This window comes from Treponema sp. Marseille-Q3903, assembly GCF_014334335.1.
In the GTDB taxonomy this organism is placed as follows: Bacteria; Spirochaetota; Spirochaetia; order Treponematales; family Treponemataceae; genus Treponema_D.
In genome coordinates, this window is record NZ_JACSEU010000001.1 from 958,776 (window position 1) to 975,254 (window position 16,479).

Annotated in this window: 12 protein-coding genes; 9 read left to right on the top strand and 3 right to left on the bottom strand. The window is 37.3% G+C overall.

The genetic code is table 11. The annotated features are described in order from the left end of the window. Nucleotides 1–4 precede the first annotated feature (4 nt). From gspG to H9I37_RS04415, 8 genes are read left to right on the top strand one after another with little or no spacing between them, the layout of a single operon-like run. Entirely contained in the window at nucleotides 5–520 is a 516-nt protein-coding gene (gene gspG / locus H9I37_RS04380) for a type II secretion system major pseudopilin GspG (protein WP_255422491.1), read from the top strand. Beyond that, nucleotides 498–689 carry a hypothetical protein gene (locus H9I37_RS04385; RefSeq protein WP_187381249.1) on the top strand — a complete coding sequence of 64 codons (192 nt, stop codon included), beginning with the start codon at nucleotides 498–500 and terminating at the stop codon, nucleotides 687–689. Before gspG ends, H9I37_RS04385 begins: the two co-directional genes overlap by 23 nt. Further along, nucleotides 649–1,065 carry a hypothetical protein gene (locus H9I37_RS04390; RefSeq protein WP_187381250.1) on the top strand — a complete coding sequence of 139 codons (417 nt, stop codon included), beginning with the start codon at nucleotides 649–651 and terminating at the stop codon, nucleotides 1,063–1,065. Before H9I37_RS04385 ends, H9I37_RS04390 begins: the two co-directional genes overlap by 41 nt. Further along, nucleotides 1,044–2,171, top strand: coding sequence for a hypothetical protein (locus H9I37_RS04395; protein WP_187381251.1), 1,128 nt, complete (start codon nucleotides 1,044–1,046; stop codon nucleotides 2,169–2,171). The genes H9I37_RS04390 and H9I37_RS04395 overlap by 22 nt, the downstream gene beginning before the upstream one ends. Further along, on the top strand, nucleotides 2,168–2,767 hold the full coding sequence (locus H9I37_RS04400) for a peptidase associated/transthyretin-like domain-containing protein (RefSeq protein ID WP_187381252.1): 600 nt from the start codon (nucleotides 2,168–2,170) through the stop codon (nucleotides 2,765–2,767). The genes H9I37_RS04395 and H9I37_RS04400 overlap by 4 nt, the downstream gene beginning before the upstream one ends. After that, nucleotides 2,764–3,210, top strand: a complete 447-nt coding sequence (locus H9I37_RS04405) for a hypothetical protein (RefSeq protein WP_187381253.1) — start codon at nucleotides 2,764–2,766, stop codon at nucleotides 3,208–3,210. The genes H9I37_RS04400 and H9I37_RS04405 overlap by 4 nt, the downstream gene beginning before the upstream one ends. 11 nt (nucleotides 3,211–3,221) lie before the next feature. Continuing rightward, nucleotides 3,222–4,634, top strand: a complete 1,413-nt coding sequence (locus tag H9I37_RS04410) for a clostripain-related cysteine peptidase (protein ID WP_187381254.1) — start codon at nucleotides 3,222–3,224, stop codon at nucleotides 4,632–4,634. 16 nt (nucleotides 4,635–4,650) lie between these two features. After that, nucleotides 4,651–10,905 carry an RHS repeat-associated core domain-containing protein gene (locus tag H9I37_RS04415; protein WP_187381255.1) on the top strand — a complete coding sequence of 2,085 codons (6,255 nt, stop codon included), beginning with the start codon at nucleotides 4,651–4,653 and terminating at the stop codon, nucleotides 10,903–10,905. 95 nt (nucleotides 10,906–11,000) lie between these two features. On the opposite strand, the gene H9I37_RS04420 is transcribed toward H9I37_RS04415, so the two are convergent. After that, the gene (locus H9I37_RS04420) at nucleotides 11,001–12,224 is read right to left on the bottom strand and encodes a CobW family GTP-binding protein (RefSeq protein WP_187381256.1); all 1,224 of its coding nucleotides are present in this window, start codon (nucleotides 12,222–12,224) and stop codon (nucleotides 11,001–11,003) included. 200 nt (nucleotides 12,225–12,424) lie between these two features. On the opposite strand from H9I37_RS04420, the gene H9I37_RS04425 reads away from it, so the two are divergent. Beyond that, a complete protein-coding gene (locus H9I37_RS04425) occupies nucleotides 12,425–13,258 on the top strand; it encodes a pyridoxamine kinase (RefSeq protein ID WP_187381257.1) in 834 nt (277 codons plus the stop codon). A gap of 3 nt (nucleotides 13,259–13,261) precedes the next feature. Here H9I37_RS04425 and H9I37_RS04430 read toward each other — a convergent pair whose 3' ends face one another. After that, nucleotides 13,262–15,232, bottom strand: coding sequence for a hypothetical protein (locus tag H9I37_RS04430; RefSeq protein WP_187381258.1), 1,971 nt, complete (start codon nucleotides 15,230–15,232; stop codon nucleotides 13,262–13,264). Between the two features lie 10 nt (nucleotides 15,233–15,242). After that, a complete protein-coding gene (locus tag H9I37_RS04435) occupies nucleotides 15,243–16,310 on the bottom strand; it encodes a DUF2804 family protein (RefSeq protein ID WP_187381259.1) in 1,068 nt (355 codons plus the stop codon). Nucleotides 16,311–16,479 lie beyond the last annotated feature (169 nt).

Genomic DNA, 16,479 nt, shown 5'->3' on the forward strand with positions numbered 1-16,479 from the left:
GAAATTGAATTTTAGAGCGTTGCTTTTTTTGAGGAGGAGTAGTGGAAAGTTTAAAAGAAAACGAATGTGCGGATTTCATCAATCTGAAGGATTTACGTTTATCGAAACAATCGTCGTCATCGCAATCGGGACAATTCTTTCTGCAGGATGCGTATATTCAGGAGAAAAACTCATCGCAATTGCGCGAAAAGCGGCAGCAAAAAGCCAGATTGGGCAGTTCAGCTCCGCATTGCAGACGTATTTCCTCGATTGTGGCAGATTCCCGACAACGGAACAAGGACTTAAAGCTCTGTGGGAAAAACCGGTTTTCTATCCTGTACCGGAAAATTGGAACGGACCATACGTTGACCGTCAACCCGGTTCTGATCCGTGGGGAACCGATTTTAAGTATATCAGCGCTGAAAGTTCCTCTCTGCCGTCAGAGGTTCCTTCGAATCTGCCCTTTGTACTTATCTCATACGGAGCGGATAAAAAAGAAGGCGGTCAAGGAGATGACAGTGACATTGTTTCCTGGAAGTAAGATTGCTGTTGTTTCGATTGTTCTAGTGTTCACAGCTTTTACGCTTGTCACAAACTGCGTGCGCACACAAAAAAAACTTGAAATTCAAAACAATCGTCATCAGCTGGAAATTGTAAAAAAACATCTTGATGAACAGAACAAACTTGAAATTGCCGGAAGCCGAATATGAGACAATCGATATGAAATATTTTGAGATTATTTTAGTTGTGATAATGATGACTTTGCTTTCATCAGCAATGGCCGGGAGCGTTTCATCTGTTCATAAAGTCATCGAAAAATCGGAAAAAAGCCGCAGGGAATTAGATTCGTTTGTGTTTATTTCAGATAGTTTTAGAAAAACGTGCAATGGAAAATGTTTTTCAAATCTTGAAGAATGGCAAGTTACGTGCAGAGTTATGTGGAATCTTGAGTATATAGGATGGGCAGACGCTGAAGATTTTATGAAAGTCGAAGCTGAGCCTGATGAAAAACTTTACTACGGCAGATGGAGCGGCCCTGATGGAAATGGAGAAGTTTATTGCAGATGTCATGGAAAGAAAATGTAGTTCATAAAAATGATGCCGAACGATATAAAATTGCAGTCCCATTTAATTTTTTGTTCGGTAAAAAAAGGCAAAAGTATATTTCATCGGAATTGGAAAAACGACATCCGTGTTTTACAGATGATTTCGGGTTTGATTCAGTTTTGACTTTGGTACATGGAAAACCTATGCTCGACGTTGTTGTTGCAAAAAAAATAAAGCTCGAAGAAAACATCGCTGACTTAAAAAAAAGAAAATTTGTTTACGCTGCCGGATTTGTGTTTTTTGTCATCTGTCTTTTGCTCTTTTCCTTCGTTATTGTTTTTAATCACAAGAATGATAAGACAAAGGCGTTTGAAAATGATGAAAAAGAAGACGGTGTTGAACAAACAAATGTGCAGTATTCTGCTGGGGCAGATGGTTTTTCCGGTTTTGATTTTTGTGATTTTTTATTTGAAATTGTTGGAAAAAATAACGGGCGAATCAGAGAGCTGTCATTAAAGTACGATTGTTTTACACAGACAGTTGAAGCTTTAGCAAAAGGTATTTATCCCGAACAGTTCTCTGAAATTTATTCGGATTTGTTTATTTTGCCTGTCAGTTATGAATCGGAAGTTCCTGTTTTAAAATGTAAGTATAAAGGAAAAGTCAAAATCGATAAAAAAAACGAAACATGCGATTTAAAAAGCTTTTTGCCGCGAATCAGAAAAGTGCTTGTTCAGTGTGATGGCGATCTTATCGAGGAAAGCATAAATCCGATTTTGTTTAGGTTTAATTACGGCGATGTGGAAAAAATCTTGAGGGAAATCGATTGTGTCTGCAAAGATGAAAATGTAGGAATTACGCAATTCGATATTGCTGAAAATCAAAAGACAATTTTATTTGATAAAGATGTCAGCTACTGTGACGGGATAAAACTTAAAAACATCTGTGACAACATCAGGCTGTTTGATGTTCGTGTAAAACACGTAAAAAAGACAACTATATCTGAGAAAAAAGCTACTGAAATGAAAATCGCAAAAAACATTGCAAAAAACATCACAAAAATCGGGGAAGTGAAGTATCAAGACGGGACAACTAATGTCTTTTACAAAGACTCAAACGGGAAATTAGTCAAGGAGAGAATGTGAATAGAAAAAGTACAGTTTTTAGCTTAATCATCGGTTTTATGATTTTTTTTACGGGATGCGTTTCAAAACCTCATTTCAGCGGAAAAGGAGACATGTGCGGAATGATTCTCGATGAAAACAACAAGCCTATCTCTGACTTTATTATTTATTGCAATTCCGGCCCACTTTTTTTTGGGGCAGCAAGTACAAATGCAGAAGGTATTTTTGTCTTTCACGATGTTCCATCGGGAGAGTACTCCCTGTACGGCGAAAAAAACGGTTTTGTAAAAATGAAAAAAACAGGCTATTTTTTCAACGACAGAACAAAACTTTTCTGTTGCCAATTGATATCAGCTTCTACCGCATTTTGTAAAATCGATAAATATTTGAAAAACGGAGAAATAGAAAACGCCGCAGAGCTCGTTGAAAAAATCTGTTTTGAAAAAGACTCTGTGCTCGCTTCTGTTGTCATTTCTTATCAGATTTACCTTTTGTCTTTTGACACAAACAAAAACAAAAATAAAAAGAAAATCGAAAAATTTATAAAAAGGCTTCGGGAATTAAAATCGATTGACTGCAAAAATTATGCAGATGAAATGGAGGAAAAATTATTATGAAAATATTGTTTATAAAAAATAGCCTTGCACTTGTCATTTTTGCATTTTTTATGATAACAGGATGTTCTTGTTTTGCTGAAAACAATATTCCGTATATTGTCGACGCAACTGTGGAAATGAAAGAATCATCATCAGAATACGAAATATGTGGACTAGATCTTTATTTTTTGAATAAGTCTGAAAGCGATGTCGAATCATTTACAATCTCTTTCTTTTTGTTTGATAAAGACGGTAATCCTATATCGACTGGGAAAAGCAACATCGTGCTGACGATTGAAAAGCAAATTGAAAAAGAAAAACCGTTCACGACGTGTATCAGCCTTGATAAATACTTCAACGTCGTCCCCGATGAAATATACGGAATAGATTATCTTTACGTCAGCAGAATTGAATATTCTGACGGTTCTGTGTGGTCTGACCCATTTGGAATGAAGCGTTTTTGAAAGGGGGGGAGATGAAAAATCGTAAAAAAATATTTTTGATTTTATCTGCTTTGTCTGTTTGCATTTTTGACGTGCTTTTTTTGTTCAGCTGCAAAATGATTTTCCCCGACGTCATGAAAAACGGCGGAGAGCATATTTCAATCGACAAACCTGAACACAAATACGATGATGAGTCAAAACTTGAACAGCCTCTGTGGAATATTTTAATCTACATGTCCGCTGACAACAACCTTGAAGGAAACGCAATCGATGATATCTGTGAGATGGAGAGTTCCAACCTTGATGTAGAAAAAGTTTGCGTTTTCGTCTTAATCGACAGGCATCCGGGGTATGACTCATCAGATGGGAACTGGACAGGGACTCGTTTATATAGATTAAAAACAAATTCTAAAATTTCCAAAAAAAAGATAATTTCCGAAGAGATTGAATGCAGGGAACTCGGTTTAAAAAAAGGCGAAAATACAGAACTCGATATGTCGTCTCAGTATGTTTTTTCCGATTCGTTGAGTTTTATCACAAAACATTTTCCTGCAAAAAATTATGGGCTTATAATCTGGGGGCATGGAACCGGATATAAAGGCTTTTCGTATGACGAAACTTCGAGAACTTATATGACGCTGTCTCAATTCGGAGACTCTCTTTGTTCCACTCTCGGAGACAGCAAGTTAGACTTTATCGGGTTTGACACATGCTTTGGAGCGGAAATTGAAGTTGTCTATGAGTTGAAAGATTACGCTTCGTATTTCATCGGGACGGAAGGGCTTCAGACAACAACAGGGTGGAATTATAAAGAGATATTCAATCAGTTTCAGCAAAACGAAAATAAAACCGCATTTGTTTTTTGTAAAGCAGTAAATGACAATTTTAAAAAGTCGTATTCAACTGTTCCAAAAGCATCGATTGCATGCGTCGATACGGCTAAATTTAGAGAATATTTTTCAGCTTTTGACGATTTTTGTTTTGAATCTGCAAAAGTCATCATAAGTCGCAATGTAAGAGATGATATCATCGATATTTTGCTTTCAAAAAAAGAAGTCAAAACAGAGCGGTATTCATACGAATCTGTCGGAAGCGACATTTATTTAGATAATTATTCGCTTGTGAAAAATCTGACTGATTATTTTAGAAAAAAATTAAACGCAGAAGATTCTGCTCAAATTATAAAACGGGCGGAAAAATTTTTCGAAAGCGATGAGGCTGTTGTGGCTGAATCATGGGCATCTGATAGAGACAGAGGCGGGCTTGGAGTTTACTTTTCGACATATACGTCAGGGCTTCTTTTGAGCGTAGCCCATCCGGGTGAATACACAAAAGGAAAATACGCAAATCAGATTCAGTTTGTAAAAGACAGCAACGGCTATGTTCCCGACACGAAGATGGGGGTAAGTCTTTTAAACAAACTTTTTTACTCAGGATACAATTAATTTTTTAGGAGGGTTTATGAAAAAAATACGAGGAATCTTATTTATCATTTTGTTATCGTTTCTTTCTGTAAATGTTCTTTACGCAAAAAAAAATAAACCGAGCAATAACAACGAGAGTTCTTCAAATAGCAAAACATCAGGTAGCGGGAAAGCAAAAGATAATTATAACAAATCTACGCAAAATTCAGGGAATGCTACAAGTACTGCAAACGGAGCAAAAAGCGCTGCTGTGGAAGCAAAGAAAGCGCTTGAAAAAAAAGATAAGGCAGCTGCAAGAGTAAAACTAGCAAAAGCCAAAGAGGAAGCTTCAAAAGCTAGAAATGATCTTGCAAAAGCGAAAGCCGAAGAAAAACGTGCTAAATTACAAGCTGCAAAAGAAAGAGCCGCAATGGCGAGGGCGAACTCAAAGGATATTGAGGCGGTTAATAAAGAATTGTATGAAGCAGAAGTTGAAGCGACACAGGCTCTTCGAGATGCGGAGGACGCTTCTATCGATGCGGCTCGTGCAATTCGAGAAGTGGAAGAATCCCTTGATGAGTTTGGCGAGCTCAAAGCGGCCGCAGAAGATGCACAAAATGCTGCTGACGAAGTTGAGAAAGCTTCTAACGAATTGAGAAACATGGAAAATAAAGTTTTGAATGAAGAAGAAAATAGATTAAAAGAAGTATATGACAATATGTTAAAAATTAAAACAGTTTTGGGTCCCGACGAGAGGAAGGCGTTTTCCGACTGGTATAATAGACAGAAAGAGAATCTTAAAACAAAAGTAAAAGATGATCCGAGAGTTAAAGAAAAATATCGTGAACTTGAAAAAAAATGCGATTATGCAAAGACCATGTATAAAAATCTGGGTGATACCTACAGAAAATACAATATGGTTGGAGACCCTGTCAACATCGCAGATGGAAGTTATTCTTGGTCGAACGATGATTTTACAGCGACGTGCTATCAATCATCCTTTTTGATAAAGCGAAGCTTTTGTGAAAATAAATCTGTAGAATCGTTCGGGAAAGGCTGGACGTGCCCTTTTGATTCTCGAATTGTAAGGTGCGTTTTTGATGATTATGACAAAGATATAAAAAACGCTGAAGAAAAAATCGCTCTTGCTGCGAGAATGAAAGCGATTTGCGACAAATACAACAGAGATTTTCCAAATTACCCCGATGACATTTTGATTTCCTACGAAATAAAAGCTAAAAACATCGGTGCTGTTTTTGAAGGTGTAAAACAATACTGTGTGCAGAGAAACAATTTGAGAAATTTTCTTATCGATAAAAACAAATATGTCACGTACGGAAGATTTTCGAATCCGGAAAGTTATAGCGGCTTTGAAAACAACTTGAAACTCCTCGACGAAGATGGCAGTGAACATTTTTTTTCATACGATTCAAACGGAAAATGGAAGACTCTTTCAAAATTGTCTTCGCTGAACATGACGCTTTATGGGCTCGATCAAAACGGAAATATCGCATCTGACGACAACACTGACGGCGGATATCTTTTAAAATTTTCAGATGGAAACAAGATTTATTATTCAAAATATGGCGTGCTGGAGAAAAAAGTCGATAGGAACAACAACGTAACTCAATACAAAAATATCGGCGGGCGGATAAACGAAATAATTCTTGCAAACGGAGAGCGTATCAGCGTAAAGAGAGACGGTTCTAACTTTATAACAGAGATTTCAAGCGATGTTTATGGGAAATCGACTTATTCATACAATGCGAACACCTTGAAAACCATCACAGACAATTCAGGTTATAATTTTGGATATCAGTACAATCAAAACTTAAATCTAACTAAAATTATCCGCGGTGACGGAAGCAGTATCTCTATCAACTATGAATACAATCCGCTGCTTTTAAAAAATGTATGTGCCGCAGTTGCTACCGATTCCGGTTTAACCGAAAAATTTTCCCTCGATGTTGCAAAACGACAGATGATTCATACTTCTTATTCCGGAAAAAACGAAATAAGCCGTTTTAACAATTATGGAAGCCCAGTCGAAGTCATCGATATTTACGGTAACAGAACGTTATTTGAATATAATTCTGACAATCTGATTATGACAGTTTCCGAATGCGGCGTAAAAAAACATCTTCTTTATGATGATAAATTGCGTTTGATATCGGTTTGTTATGACGGCGGCGGAGCAACTCATTTTAAATACAATGATTTCAATCAGCTCACGCAGATAACTGATTCCGATAATTTTTCGAGAACGTATCAATACGACAAAAAAGGAAATTTGCTCTTTGAGTATTTTAATGGCGATAAAGTCGCCGAGTATGAATACAATGAAAAAGGTCAAAAAATCAGGGAGAGGAACAAAAATTTTGAAATCGAATACGAATATGATAGATACGGAAATCTGACTAAACAAAAAAATGTAGAACTCAATGGCAATCGAAGGATATTTATAAACTCCTATCAATACGATTCTCAAAACAGGCTTATAAAATATTCCGATGAAAACGGTCATTTTGTAAAATATCAATATGGAGAAAATTCCGTAACGCAGATTTGTGACAATTCAAGAAAAATTGAGCGAAAATACGATAAACGAAAACTTGAAAAGGAATCTGTGATTTTCGATTTAGTCAGCGGCAAAAAATATGAAGTGCGAAAAACTTATGATGAGCGCAATAATCTTGTGAAGAAATACATCGATGGGCAATTATCAGAAGAATATGTGTACGATGATGACAATGTTCTCGTATGCGAAACTAAATGGAACATCCCTCACAAAGATTCACCGATAGAAAGATTTTTTTGCAAAACAGATTATATTTACGACAGCAAAGGATTTGTCAAAACTGTAAAAAAATATGATTCAAAAACAAAGGCGGAAGTTGCCTATCACAAAAAAGTTGACGAGCGTTCTGAAAATACCGTTATCACTCAGACAGATCCGTCAGGGTTCACTTTGAAAAACACTTTTGACAAATTTGGAAGAATAATCAAAGAAGAGGCGAGCGACGGAACTGTGAGGATAATTAGATATTCTAAAGCTGGAAGAATTAAGCGGATAGACGTAAACGATTTTACTTCTTTAGAATATTTTTACAACAATGATGGAAGCTATTATACGATAAAATCGACAAAAAACGGTAAATCGGAGAGATGTGATTATGATTTTAATGACAATCTTATATCTGTAAAAGATTTCTCAGGTTTGGAATTTTCTTATCAATACGATTCTGCAGGCGATTTGATTTACAAAAAAACTCCTTCGTATGAAATAAAACTCACCAGAGACGATTACAGAAGGGTGATCAAAGAAAAAATTGAATCAACATCGTTTGGAAGCGAAAGCAGATTTTCAAGCGAAATCGAATACGTGTACGATGATTCTGCAAACGCAGTTTTTGAAAAGCACGGAGGAGCTTGCTGTCGTATCACAAGATTTGACGGTTTTGGAAATATGATTGAGCGGACAGACGAGAAAGGTCATCAGATATTCATATATAATTATAGGGGAGAGTGCATTGAGAATGTTGACGGCAATCAAAATAAAACAATATTCGATTATTCTCCTGAAGGGAAAATATGTTATATAAAATATCCTGATGGAATTGAAGAATTCCCACTTGATAATCAGTCAAAAAAATATGATTCTGCGACAAGAACGATTGAGATAAAAGATGCGTTCGGGGCAGAAAGTAAAATCATCTTCAATAAAGACAATCAGATTTCTTCAAAAACCGATTCAAAAACCGGAACTTACATTTATTCATGCAGCGAAGACAAAAACCTTTATAGAAAAACAATCGAAATAAAAAAAGAAAACGGAGCTTCAAGGCAATATAATTATGATTTTGAAGGAAATTTGATAAGTGAAAGAAATGAAGTTGGAAAAGTTCAGTCTTATGTTTATGACGGAGAGCACAACGTTGTTGAACTGACAAATTTTAGCGGCAAAAAAGATTCTTTCAAGCACGATTTTTCAAACAACACTGAAACATTTTCATACAGCGACGGAAATTGGGCAAAGATAAGCCGCAATCCGCTTGGTCTCATAACAAAAATGGAAGGAAATTCATTTTGTTATCGGTATCAGTATGACGATTACGGAAAACTTTTAAAATTTATCGATGATAAAACTGATGTTGAAGTTGAATATAAATATGACGTGTATGGCAGATGTATCGAAAAAAAATCGCCAAATTTTGTTTTCATCTATCAATACGACGAATGTGGCAGAATAAATAAAATTTCAGAAAATATTTCAGGAATCGGCATAGATATAAAATACGATTCTCGTTCCAGAAAAACTGAAATGGTTTATTCAAATGGGATTGAAACTCGCTGGAAATATAATAAAATCGGGCTTCTCGAAAGCTGTGTAACAAAAAATCAAATCGGTGAGATACTAAATGCTGATTTTATTCTTTATGACGAAAACAATAGAATCAACTTTGTTTGCGACAAAGACGGCAATTACAGGAAATACGATTACGACAACGATGGAAAACTGATTTCGGAAAAGCAGAAACTGACTCCCGACATCGTAGAATTCTATAAGAATGAGGCAATCGATTGCGGACTGTATCTCGATTCAAAAAATACCGGCGCTGCTGTGTTCAATATTGATTATTCAGATTATGATGCAATCAATCAGGTGATGAAAAATGCGGGAATTGAAAATGTGAAAGTGCAGTTGAATCAGCCTGTGTGGGTTCAAAACTATCAGTATACGTCTGAAGGCAATGTAAAGTCAGCTGAAAATATCTTTGGAAAGATTTCTTACGAGTATGATATTGCAGGGAGGCTCTGCCTAAAGCGCTGTCAAAACACCGAATCGGAAGGCATGAAGTTTGAATGGGACGATGATAACTGCCTTACAAAGATTTCTAACAAAGACAAAGAGATTTTGTTTGTCTATAATTCTCAAAAAAGACCTGTCTCAATCATAGAAAAAGATATCGCTTTAAATGAATACAAAGTCGATGAATATAAATACGATGCTTTTGGACGGCGCATTCAGCACACCGATAGCGACGGAGTTGTAAAAAATATCGTTTACGACGGTTTTTTGACTTGCGTTTTGGAATGCTACGTTTTGATGGAAAACGGAGAATCTAATATCAAATATGCAGCAGGAAATGTTGACTACGGAGATGATTTTGACAATTTCAGACGTGTCGATGACAGTAAATATAAAGCGTTCGAAAACTCGAAAGGACTTCATCCGCCAGTTGTTGAAACATATCCTGAAACGTATAAATCATTCGATAGTTCTCAATTTGATATTTCTCAAAACGAAAAAAAATCAAAGACAAAATCGGCTAAAAATGATAATTCGTATGCAGTTTTGAATTTTGCATGTGTTCCTCTTGTCTACATAAATTTTTCATCTGCAAAAAACTCCTGTGATGAAAAAGAATACGCCGTTGTCGATTTTAAGGAAAACTGTTCTGCATTTTGCAAAAACGATTCTTTTTCAGTCGATTTTAACGTATATGACGCGTGGGGAAATATAATCAACAATTCAGAAACTGCATCGTACAGTTTATCGAGTTCATACAATTCAGGATTTTGCTTTTATGATCTTGGATACAGAGATTATTTTCCTCAGTTGAAATGTTTTTCATCTCTTGACCCGATAAGAGCCGGGAACAATTGGTTTGCGTTTTGCGCTGGTGACCCTGTAAACTATTTTGATGTTCAAGGGTTTGATATCAATAACGTAGCCCAAAATCATACAATGCAAGATTACAATGATATCAACCTTGGAAATTCTCATGAAGAGAAAATTGCCAAATATGGATGTTATTTGATAAGCCTGGCTGATATCATCGCACAGATGAACAAGGATTTAGGACTTGATAATGAACATAAAAATAAATATGAAGATCCGTTGATAGCAAACAGCGATTCTGATTTATTTTCGGCGAACTCAGGAGATTTGAAAGGGGATCATGCAATGGATAAGCTTTTTGGAGAAGGTAACTGGAAAACCTATAACGGTGAAAACAGCACCACTTGTGAACGTGACCTAGCACTTTATATGGCGAACGTTCTTCCAAGAAATTATTACGCTGTAGGCGTTTTTGATCTTTCGGAAGCATGTCCAAAAGCTGTAAATCACATGGTTGTACTAAACGGGCTTCCTGATGAAAACGGATATTTTGATGAAAGTTCAATCACAGTATCGAGCGAAAATGATACAAAACGGTTGAATGACGATCAAAAGAAATTAGCATACAGAAGTGGAAATCTAAAAGAAGTGCGCTTGATTTCAGACAGCCACGATTTTTGCAAAAAATAAAAAGTAAAATAACAGCGGATAAATAAAACGGCAGAATCAAAGTTAAATAAAAACGCCACCGGTTTTGTTCAGATGGCGTTTTTAATTTTTCAAAATCAGTCGAGGCAGGCGTCGAGGTCTTTAGAAATCTGTTCTTTGTCAAGATGACGTCCTATAATTACTAGCTTGATCATTCTGTCACCGACTTTTTCATCCCAGTCTTTTTGCATTTCAGGTTCTTCTGCGAGGACTTTCTTCTGTTCTGCCGGTGGGCACGATGCGAGCCAGTTTCCTGAATAGCCTGCTTGAATCTGACGCCCTGATGTTTCAAGGACGTAAGCCATTTCGTCTTCATCGCTGAACCATATTACGCCTTTTGAACGTATGATGTTTCGCGGCCAGTTGCTCGCATATTTGTCTAGTTTTTGACGGTTGAACGGGCGGCGACGGTAATAGACAAACGAGCCGATTCCGTATTCATCTTCAGATTCTCCTTCATGTTTGTGCTCGTGGTGGTGATGGTGATGACCGTGACTTTCATTGTGTTCGTCATGACCGTGACCGTGTTCATGCTCCTCGTGGTGATGATGTCCGTGTTCATGCTCGTCATCGTGTTCATCATCTTCTTCATCTTCATGTTCGTGTTCTTCGAGAGCCTTTACCCAGCCCGCACTCGCATAAACAGTTTCAAAATCAAACCTGTCTGTTCCCATGATTTCTTCAACAGGAACATCACACCTGATTGTTTCAATCACTTTTACAGTCGGCTGAATCTTGTTGATTACAGCACGAACCATCTTCATCTGCTCGTCAGTAACTAAGTCGCGTTTGTTTACTATCAATGTAGAACAGAATTCTATCTGCTGAATTAAAAGAGATTCGATATCTTCTTCTTCAATTCCATCTTTCAACAGTGATTTGCCTTCGTCAAATTCGTCAACAAGGCGGCTTGCGTCTACAACTCCGACGACGTTGTCAAGTTTTCCTATTTCGATAGTTTCAATTGCCTGTGCAATCGGCATAGGTTCACAAACACCTGACGCTTCGATCATGATGTAGTCGTATTTGCCTGTTTTCATTAGCTCTTCAATCTGATTCACCATATCTGACTTCAGCGTGCAGCAGATACAGCCGTTTGTTAAAGGAACGATTGAGCCGGAATCTTTAATCTGCGCTTCTTTAGAGATAAGCTTTTCGTCGACGTTTACTTCTCCGATATCGTTTACAATGACAGCAACTCTGTAACCTTTCTGATTTGTAAGCACTCTGTTCAGCAAAGTCGTTTTCCCTGCCCCAAGATAACCGCAGAGCAATGTGATTGGAATTCTTTTTTTATTCATATTATTTATACCTCGATTTTTCAGATTATTAACAACTAATATAATAAAAAAAATGTGAAAAGTATATGAAATATGGAACAAATAGAAGCAAAATTATGGTATATTATCCGAACAATGGGTGTCGCAAACCAAAAGTCAGTTATTTTTTTTGTGACAGTTCCACACTTTATAATCATGCTATTTATAAAAAGAGGATGAAAATGAAAAGAATCATCACTGTTCAAGATATTTCTTGTGTTGGAAAATGCTCACTGACTGTGGCGCTTCCCGTAATATCTGCGATGGGAGTTGAAGCATGCGTTTTGCCAACTGCTGTTCTTTCAACGCACACGGCATTCAAAGGTTTCACATTCCGAGACCTCACTCAAGACATTTTGCCGATATGTGAACACTGGAAACAGGAAAAAATTCATTTTGATGCGATCTATACCGGTTATCTTGGGTCGTTTGAACAGCTGGAGCTGATGCACAGACTTATCGCCGATTTTGGCGGGAAAGATACACTTACTGTCGTTGACCCGTGCATGGCAGATAACGGAAAACTTTACCCAGGTTTTACACAGGAATTTGCGTTTGCGATGGCAAAACTCTCTGGCAAAGCTGATATAATTCTTCCGAATATGACAGAAGCAAGCTATCTGCTCGGTGTTCCATATATTCAAAGCGGTTATGATAAAGAGTATGTCGAAAAAATCTTAAAAAGCCTCGCAGCACTCGGTGCAAAAAAAGTCGTCCTCAAAGGTGTTCAATTCAATGAAAACGAAATAGGAATTGCATCTTATGACTCGACATCAGATGAATTCGGCTGGTATTTTCACAAAAAAATGAGCGAGAGTTTTCATGGCACCGGCGACATTTTTGCAAGCGTTTTGACAGGAGCTATGATGAGAGGTTTTTCCATTTCCGAATCATATAAACTCGCAGCTGATTTTGTCGTTGAGTCTATAAAATGCACGTTGAGCCACAGAGATTATAATTGGTACGGTGTAGATTTTGAATCTGCAATCCCGTACCTTTTGAACAGATTGAATTAATCTCTACTTGGCAGATTTTTTATAACTTGCACGAATTGCGTCTGCGAACAATTTATTTTGGTCCGTTCTTAGCGGGACGGAGAACAGAGGCTTTCCATCTGTATCTGAAACTCGCCAGATATGCATCGGATCAGTGCTGTATGCAGGGCTGTCGGGGTTGTTTATAAACCAGTCGAGGACTGCAATAAAACAGAGCGTGTACTTCAATAGATTTGCATTTGTCGCTTTTGTATTTGCAGTTCTATTCTGAGCTCCTAACAGAACATCGAGGCGTTTTGAAATCTCATTCGGAATATCAAAGTTGTAGTGTTCCCATGGATTTTCAATCAGGTTGCACTTGCCGCGAGTCTTTGCTTGCCTGTCAACTTCATTTATCAAAACTGTTAAATACTTGCGTGCGTAATCTGTCCTGTGGAAAAGCGGTCTATACTTGCTTTCGTCTACAGGATGTTCAAGGATCAGTTTTTCGAATTTAAAGTTTGGCATAAAATGATAAGTGACTTGCCACAGCAAATCTGTAATCATTCTTTTTCCTATGTGAGATTTTACAAAATCCGGTTGAGAATACGTTGAGTTCACAAGGTCGCACAGCGGTTCGCAGTAAAGAAATTCAAAAGTGTCTTCACGATATGCAGCCCATTCATCGATTATTGATATGATGTTATCAGTACCTTTTTTTGAACTGTCTGTCTCTACAAATTTTATGTTGTGACAACCGTGGAAACAATCTTCAATGATATGCTGAAGCACAACGATAACCTGAACAGGATTATCAGGGGCAAGGAGATTAAATCCGTCTTTAAATTTAAATAAAGGCTGGAAGTAAGGGAACAAGTCTGGATGATTATCGAGATTGTCAAAACCTGCCTCAGGGAACATCTGATTTAAAAGTTTTAAACCTGTAATAACTGTCTCGTCTTTTATTCCTTTTTGTGGCGGCGTGACTTTCGGCTTGTTTTCTTTAGGTGCTGGCTCTTTAGGTTTTTCAGGCAGAAGAAGATCGAATTTATGCAAACCTACAAATTTGAGAATTTCTCCTGCTTTTGAATTGAAAAATGAAGGATAATAGTCAAAAGAATCGCTGCACATTCTCATGAGAAGAGGATAAAGTTTTTTTATGATTTCCGTATCGATATAAAGCCATTCAGTGATTGCCTGCTTTGCAAAATTCGAAAGCTTTTCTTTTGGGCATTCAGGATAAGCAGCTTCATCAGAGTAGATTTCTTTAATCAGCTTTGGTATTTTGTTGTTGCCGTAATAATAGACTGTGATTAATGGCTTGTAGACTGCCCGTACAAAAGGAATTAAGTCGGCAACTATCAATGGTTCCGAATAACTATCAAGATTGATATATTCAAGTTTTATAGTCTGCATTGACCAGCCTGCGACAGTTCTCAGAAATTTAAACTTGATATCTGTTCCATTCGCAATTTTCGCTTTATATGTTGAAGGAGCAATTTGAATCAAAGTTTTTATGACAGTGATAAATTTTTCCATGTGCTCCATCATCTGTTTTAGGTCGTACTCATAAAAACCCGGAATTATTTTTTCTGTTCCGTTTTTTTGTAAAGTCCTGATAAAATTAAACATTCCGTAATTAGGTTTAATTTTATATTCGGGAGACATCATCATCTTGTCTATTATTGCCGCTGTTTTTTTAGAAATTGATGGAAGCTCTTCACGCTTTCGTCTCTTTGCAGCCAGCATTGCAGCAGTGTTCGCATTTGAGCCGCTGTTTGCCCCTGAGCCGGAGCTCCCGCTTCCTGATTGTCTCATAATTCTGCCTGCTTTTGAAGAATTTCCACTGTTTGCGGCAGAAGATGCTGAAAATGAGCGTTCATAAAGTATCTCACCCCCAAGTTTTTTGGCCATTGTTGCAGCGTCTGTGTCACTGATTTCACCAATATTTTTACGAGTTTTATCCAAAGTACCGGGCTCCCAGTCCGCAGTTTTTCTTACATGATCATCATTCAAAATACCCCTCCTAAATCCTTAAAACACCTTTTTGAAGAATTCCTGGAAAATTCTTCAAAGGTATTTTTTCTCCATCAGATGTAAGTAGGACGCCCTCAAATGTTCCGTAAATTGTGTTGTAACTTGTACGGAGCGCAATAAGATTGAGGATGCTTGAATTTATTGAAACAGGAGTAAAAGTAAGGTCTATCATACTTTCCGTATCCTGAATAATCCATTTTTCATTAATTCCAAAAGGGTGCGTGATGTATACTGATGGAAGTGCCGTGATTTTGCCATCTACGACGAGAACGTTGTTGTTATAGCTGTCGGCATCTGCTGCATCAAGGTTTGAAGATGAAATACTGAATTCAACATTTTGGTCTTTTATTTTACCGAGCGCCTGAATCACTGTAGTTTTTGTCTGCATTTTAAAATATGCACGATTCAAAATCATCATTCCAAGACCATCAGATTCTGCCATTTCATCGTTGATTTTTATTCGGCTGTGCAAACTCATAGAAGAAAACCACGTAGCCGATACACGCGAAGAGCTAGGAGACGGGTTTACAAACATTGCGTCGTTGTACATCGCATCGTGACGGAGTGAATAAAACAACGCTTCAATATTAGGACGGACGTTGTCACCTTTTAAATTCAATGTGAGTGCATTGTGCTGATGGTGCCGTCCCCACGAAATTTTCATAAAACGAGACTTTCTGTAACTTGCACAAATACCTCTCGTTGTATCATTTGGAACGAATCGGAGGCGCGGAGGCATTATAACGTGGTAAACATATTTTTTACCGGAGTTTTTATCCCATATTATGGTTTGAGCGAGCCCAAGCGCTTTAAAATCGTAAAACTGAGCGAAACCTATATATTTTTCAACAGAAAAAACGTATCTCAGGCAACTTTTTATTCGCAAATTTGAAAGGAAAACAGGCATCGGGATGCCCGCGTAAGGTGCGTGCATTCCTCTGATGTCTATCTTTGGAGAAACACCGGAATAAGTTCCGAATGCTGCTTGCCCATTTTTAATAAGTTTTTTCGGTGGAGTGTCAAATTTACGGTTATACATTCCTATATTATATATCATATAATCGGATTTTAGCAATCAAACTTTCCCGACTTTTAAACGGTACATGAGAATTGAGATGTCGCTGCGGGCGGTTTGCTTTTCTAACTGTGAATAACAATGTCGCTGTTTTTTTTGATTTTGTATAAAAGTTTGTAATATCTTTCAACCGGTCGTATAATAAAAAAAT

Coding starts and splice junctions, on each gene's coding strand:
- H9I37_RS04415 (WP_187381255.1), top strand. CDS start 4,651: ATGAAAAAAATACGAGGAATCTTATTTATCATTTTGTTATCGTTTCTT.
- H9I37_RS04405 (WP_187381253.1), top strand. CDS start 2,764: ATGAAAATATTGTTTATAAAAAATAGCCTTGCACTTGTCATTTTTGCA.
- H9I37_RS04410 (WP_187381254.1), top strand. CDS start 3,222: ATGAAAAATCGTAAAAAAATATTTTTGATTTTATCTGCTTTGTCTGTT.
- H9I37_RS04420 (WP_187381256.1), bottom strand. CDS start 12,224: ATGAATAAAAAAAGAATTCCAATCACATTGCTCTGCGGTTATCTTGGG.
- H9I37_RS04395 (WP_187381251.1), top strand. CDS start 1,044: ATGTCATGGAAAGAAAATGTAGTTCATAAAAATGATGCCGAACGATAT.
- H9I37_RS04425 (WP_187381257.1), top strand. CDS start 12,425: ATGAAAAGAATCATCACTGTTCAAGATATTTCTTGTGTTGGAAAATGC.
- H9I37_RS04435 (WP_187381259.1), bottom strand. CDS start 16,310: ATGATATATAATATAGGAATGTATAACCGTAAATTTGACACTCCACCG.
- H9I37_RS04390 (WP_187381250.1), top strand. CDS start 649: ATGAACAGAACAAACTTGAAATTGCCGGAAGCCGAATATGAGACAATC.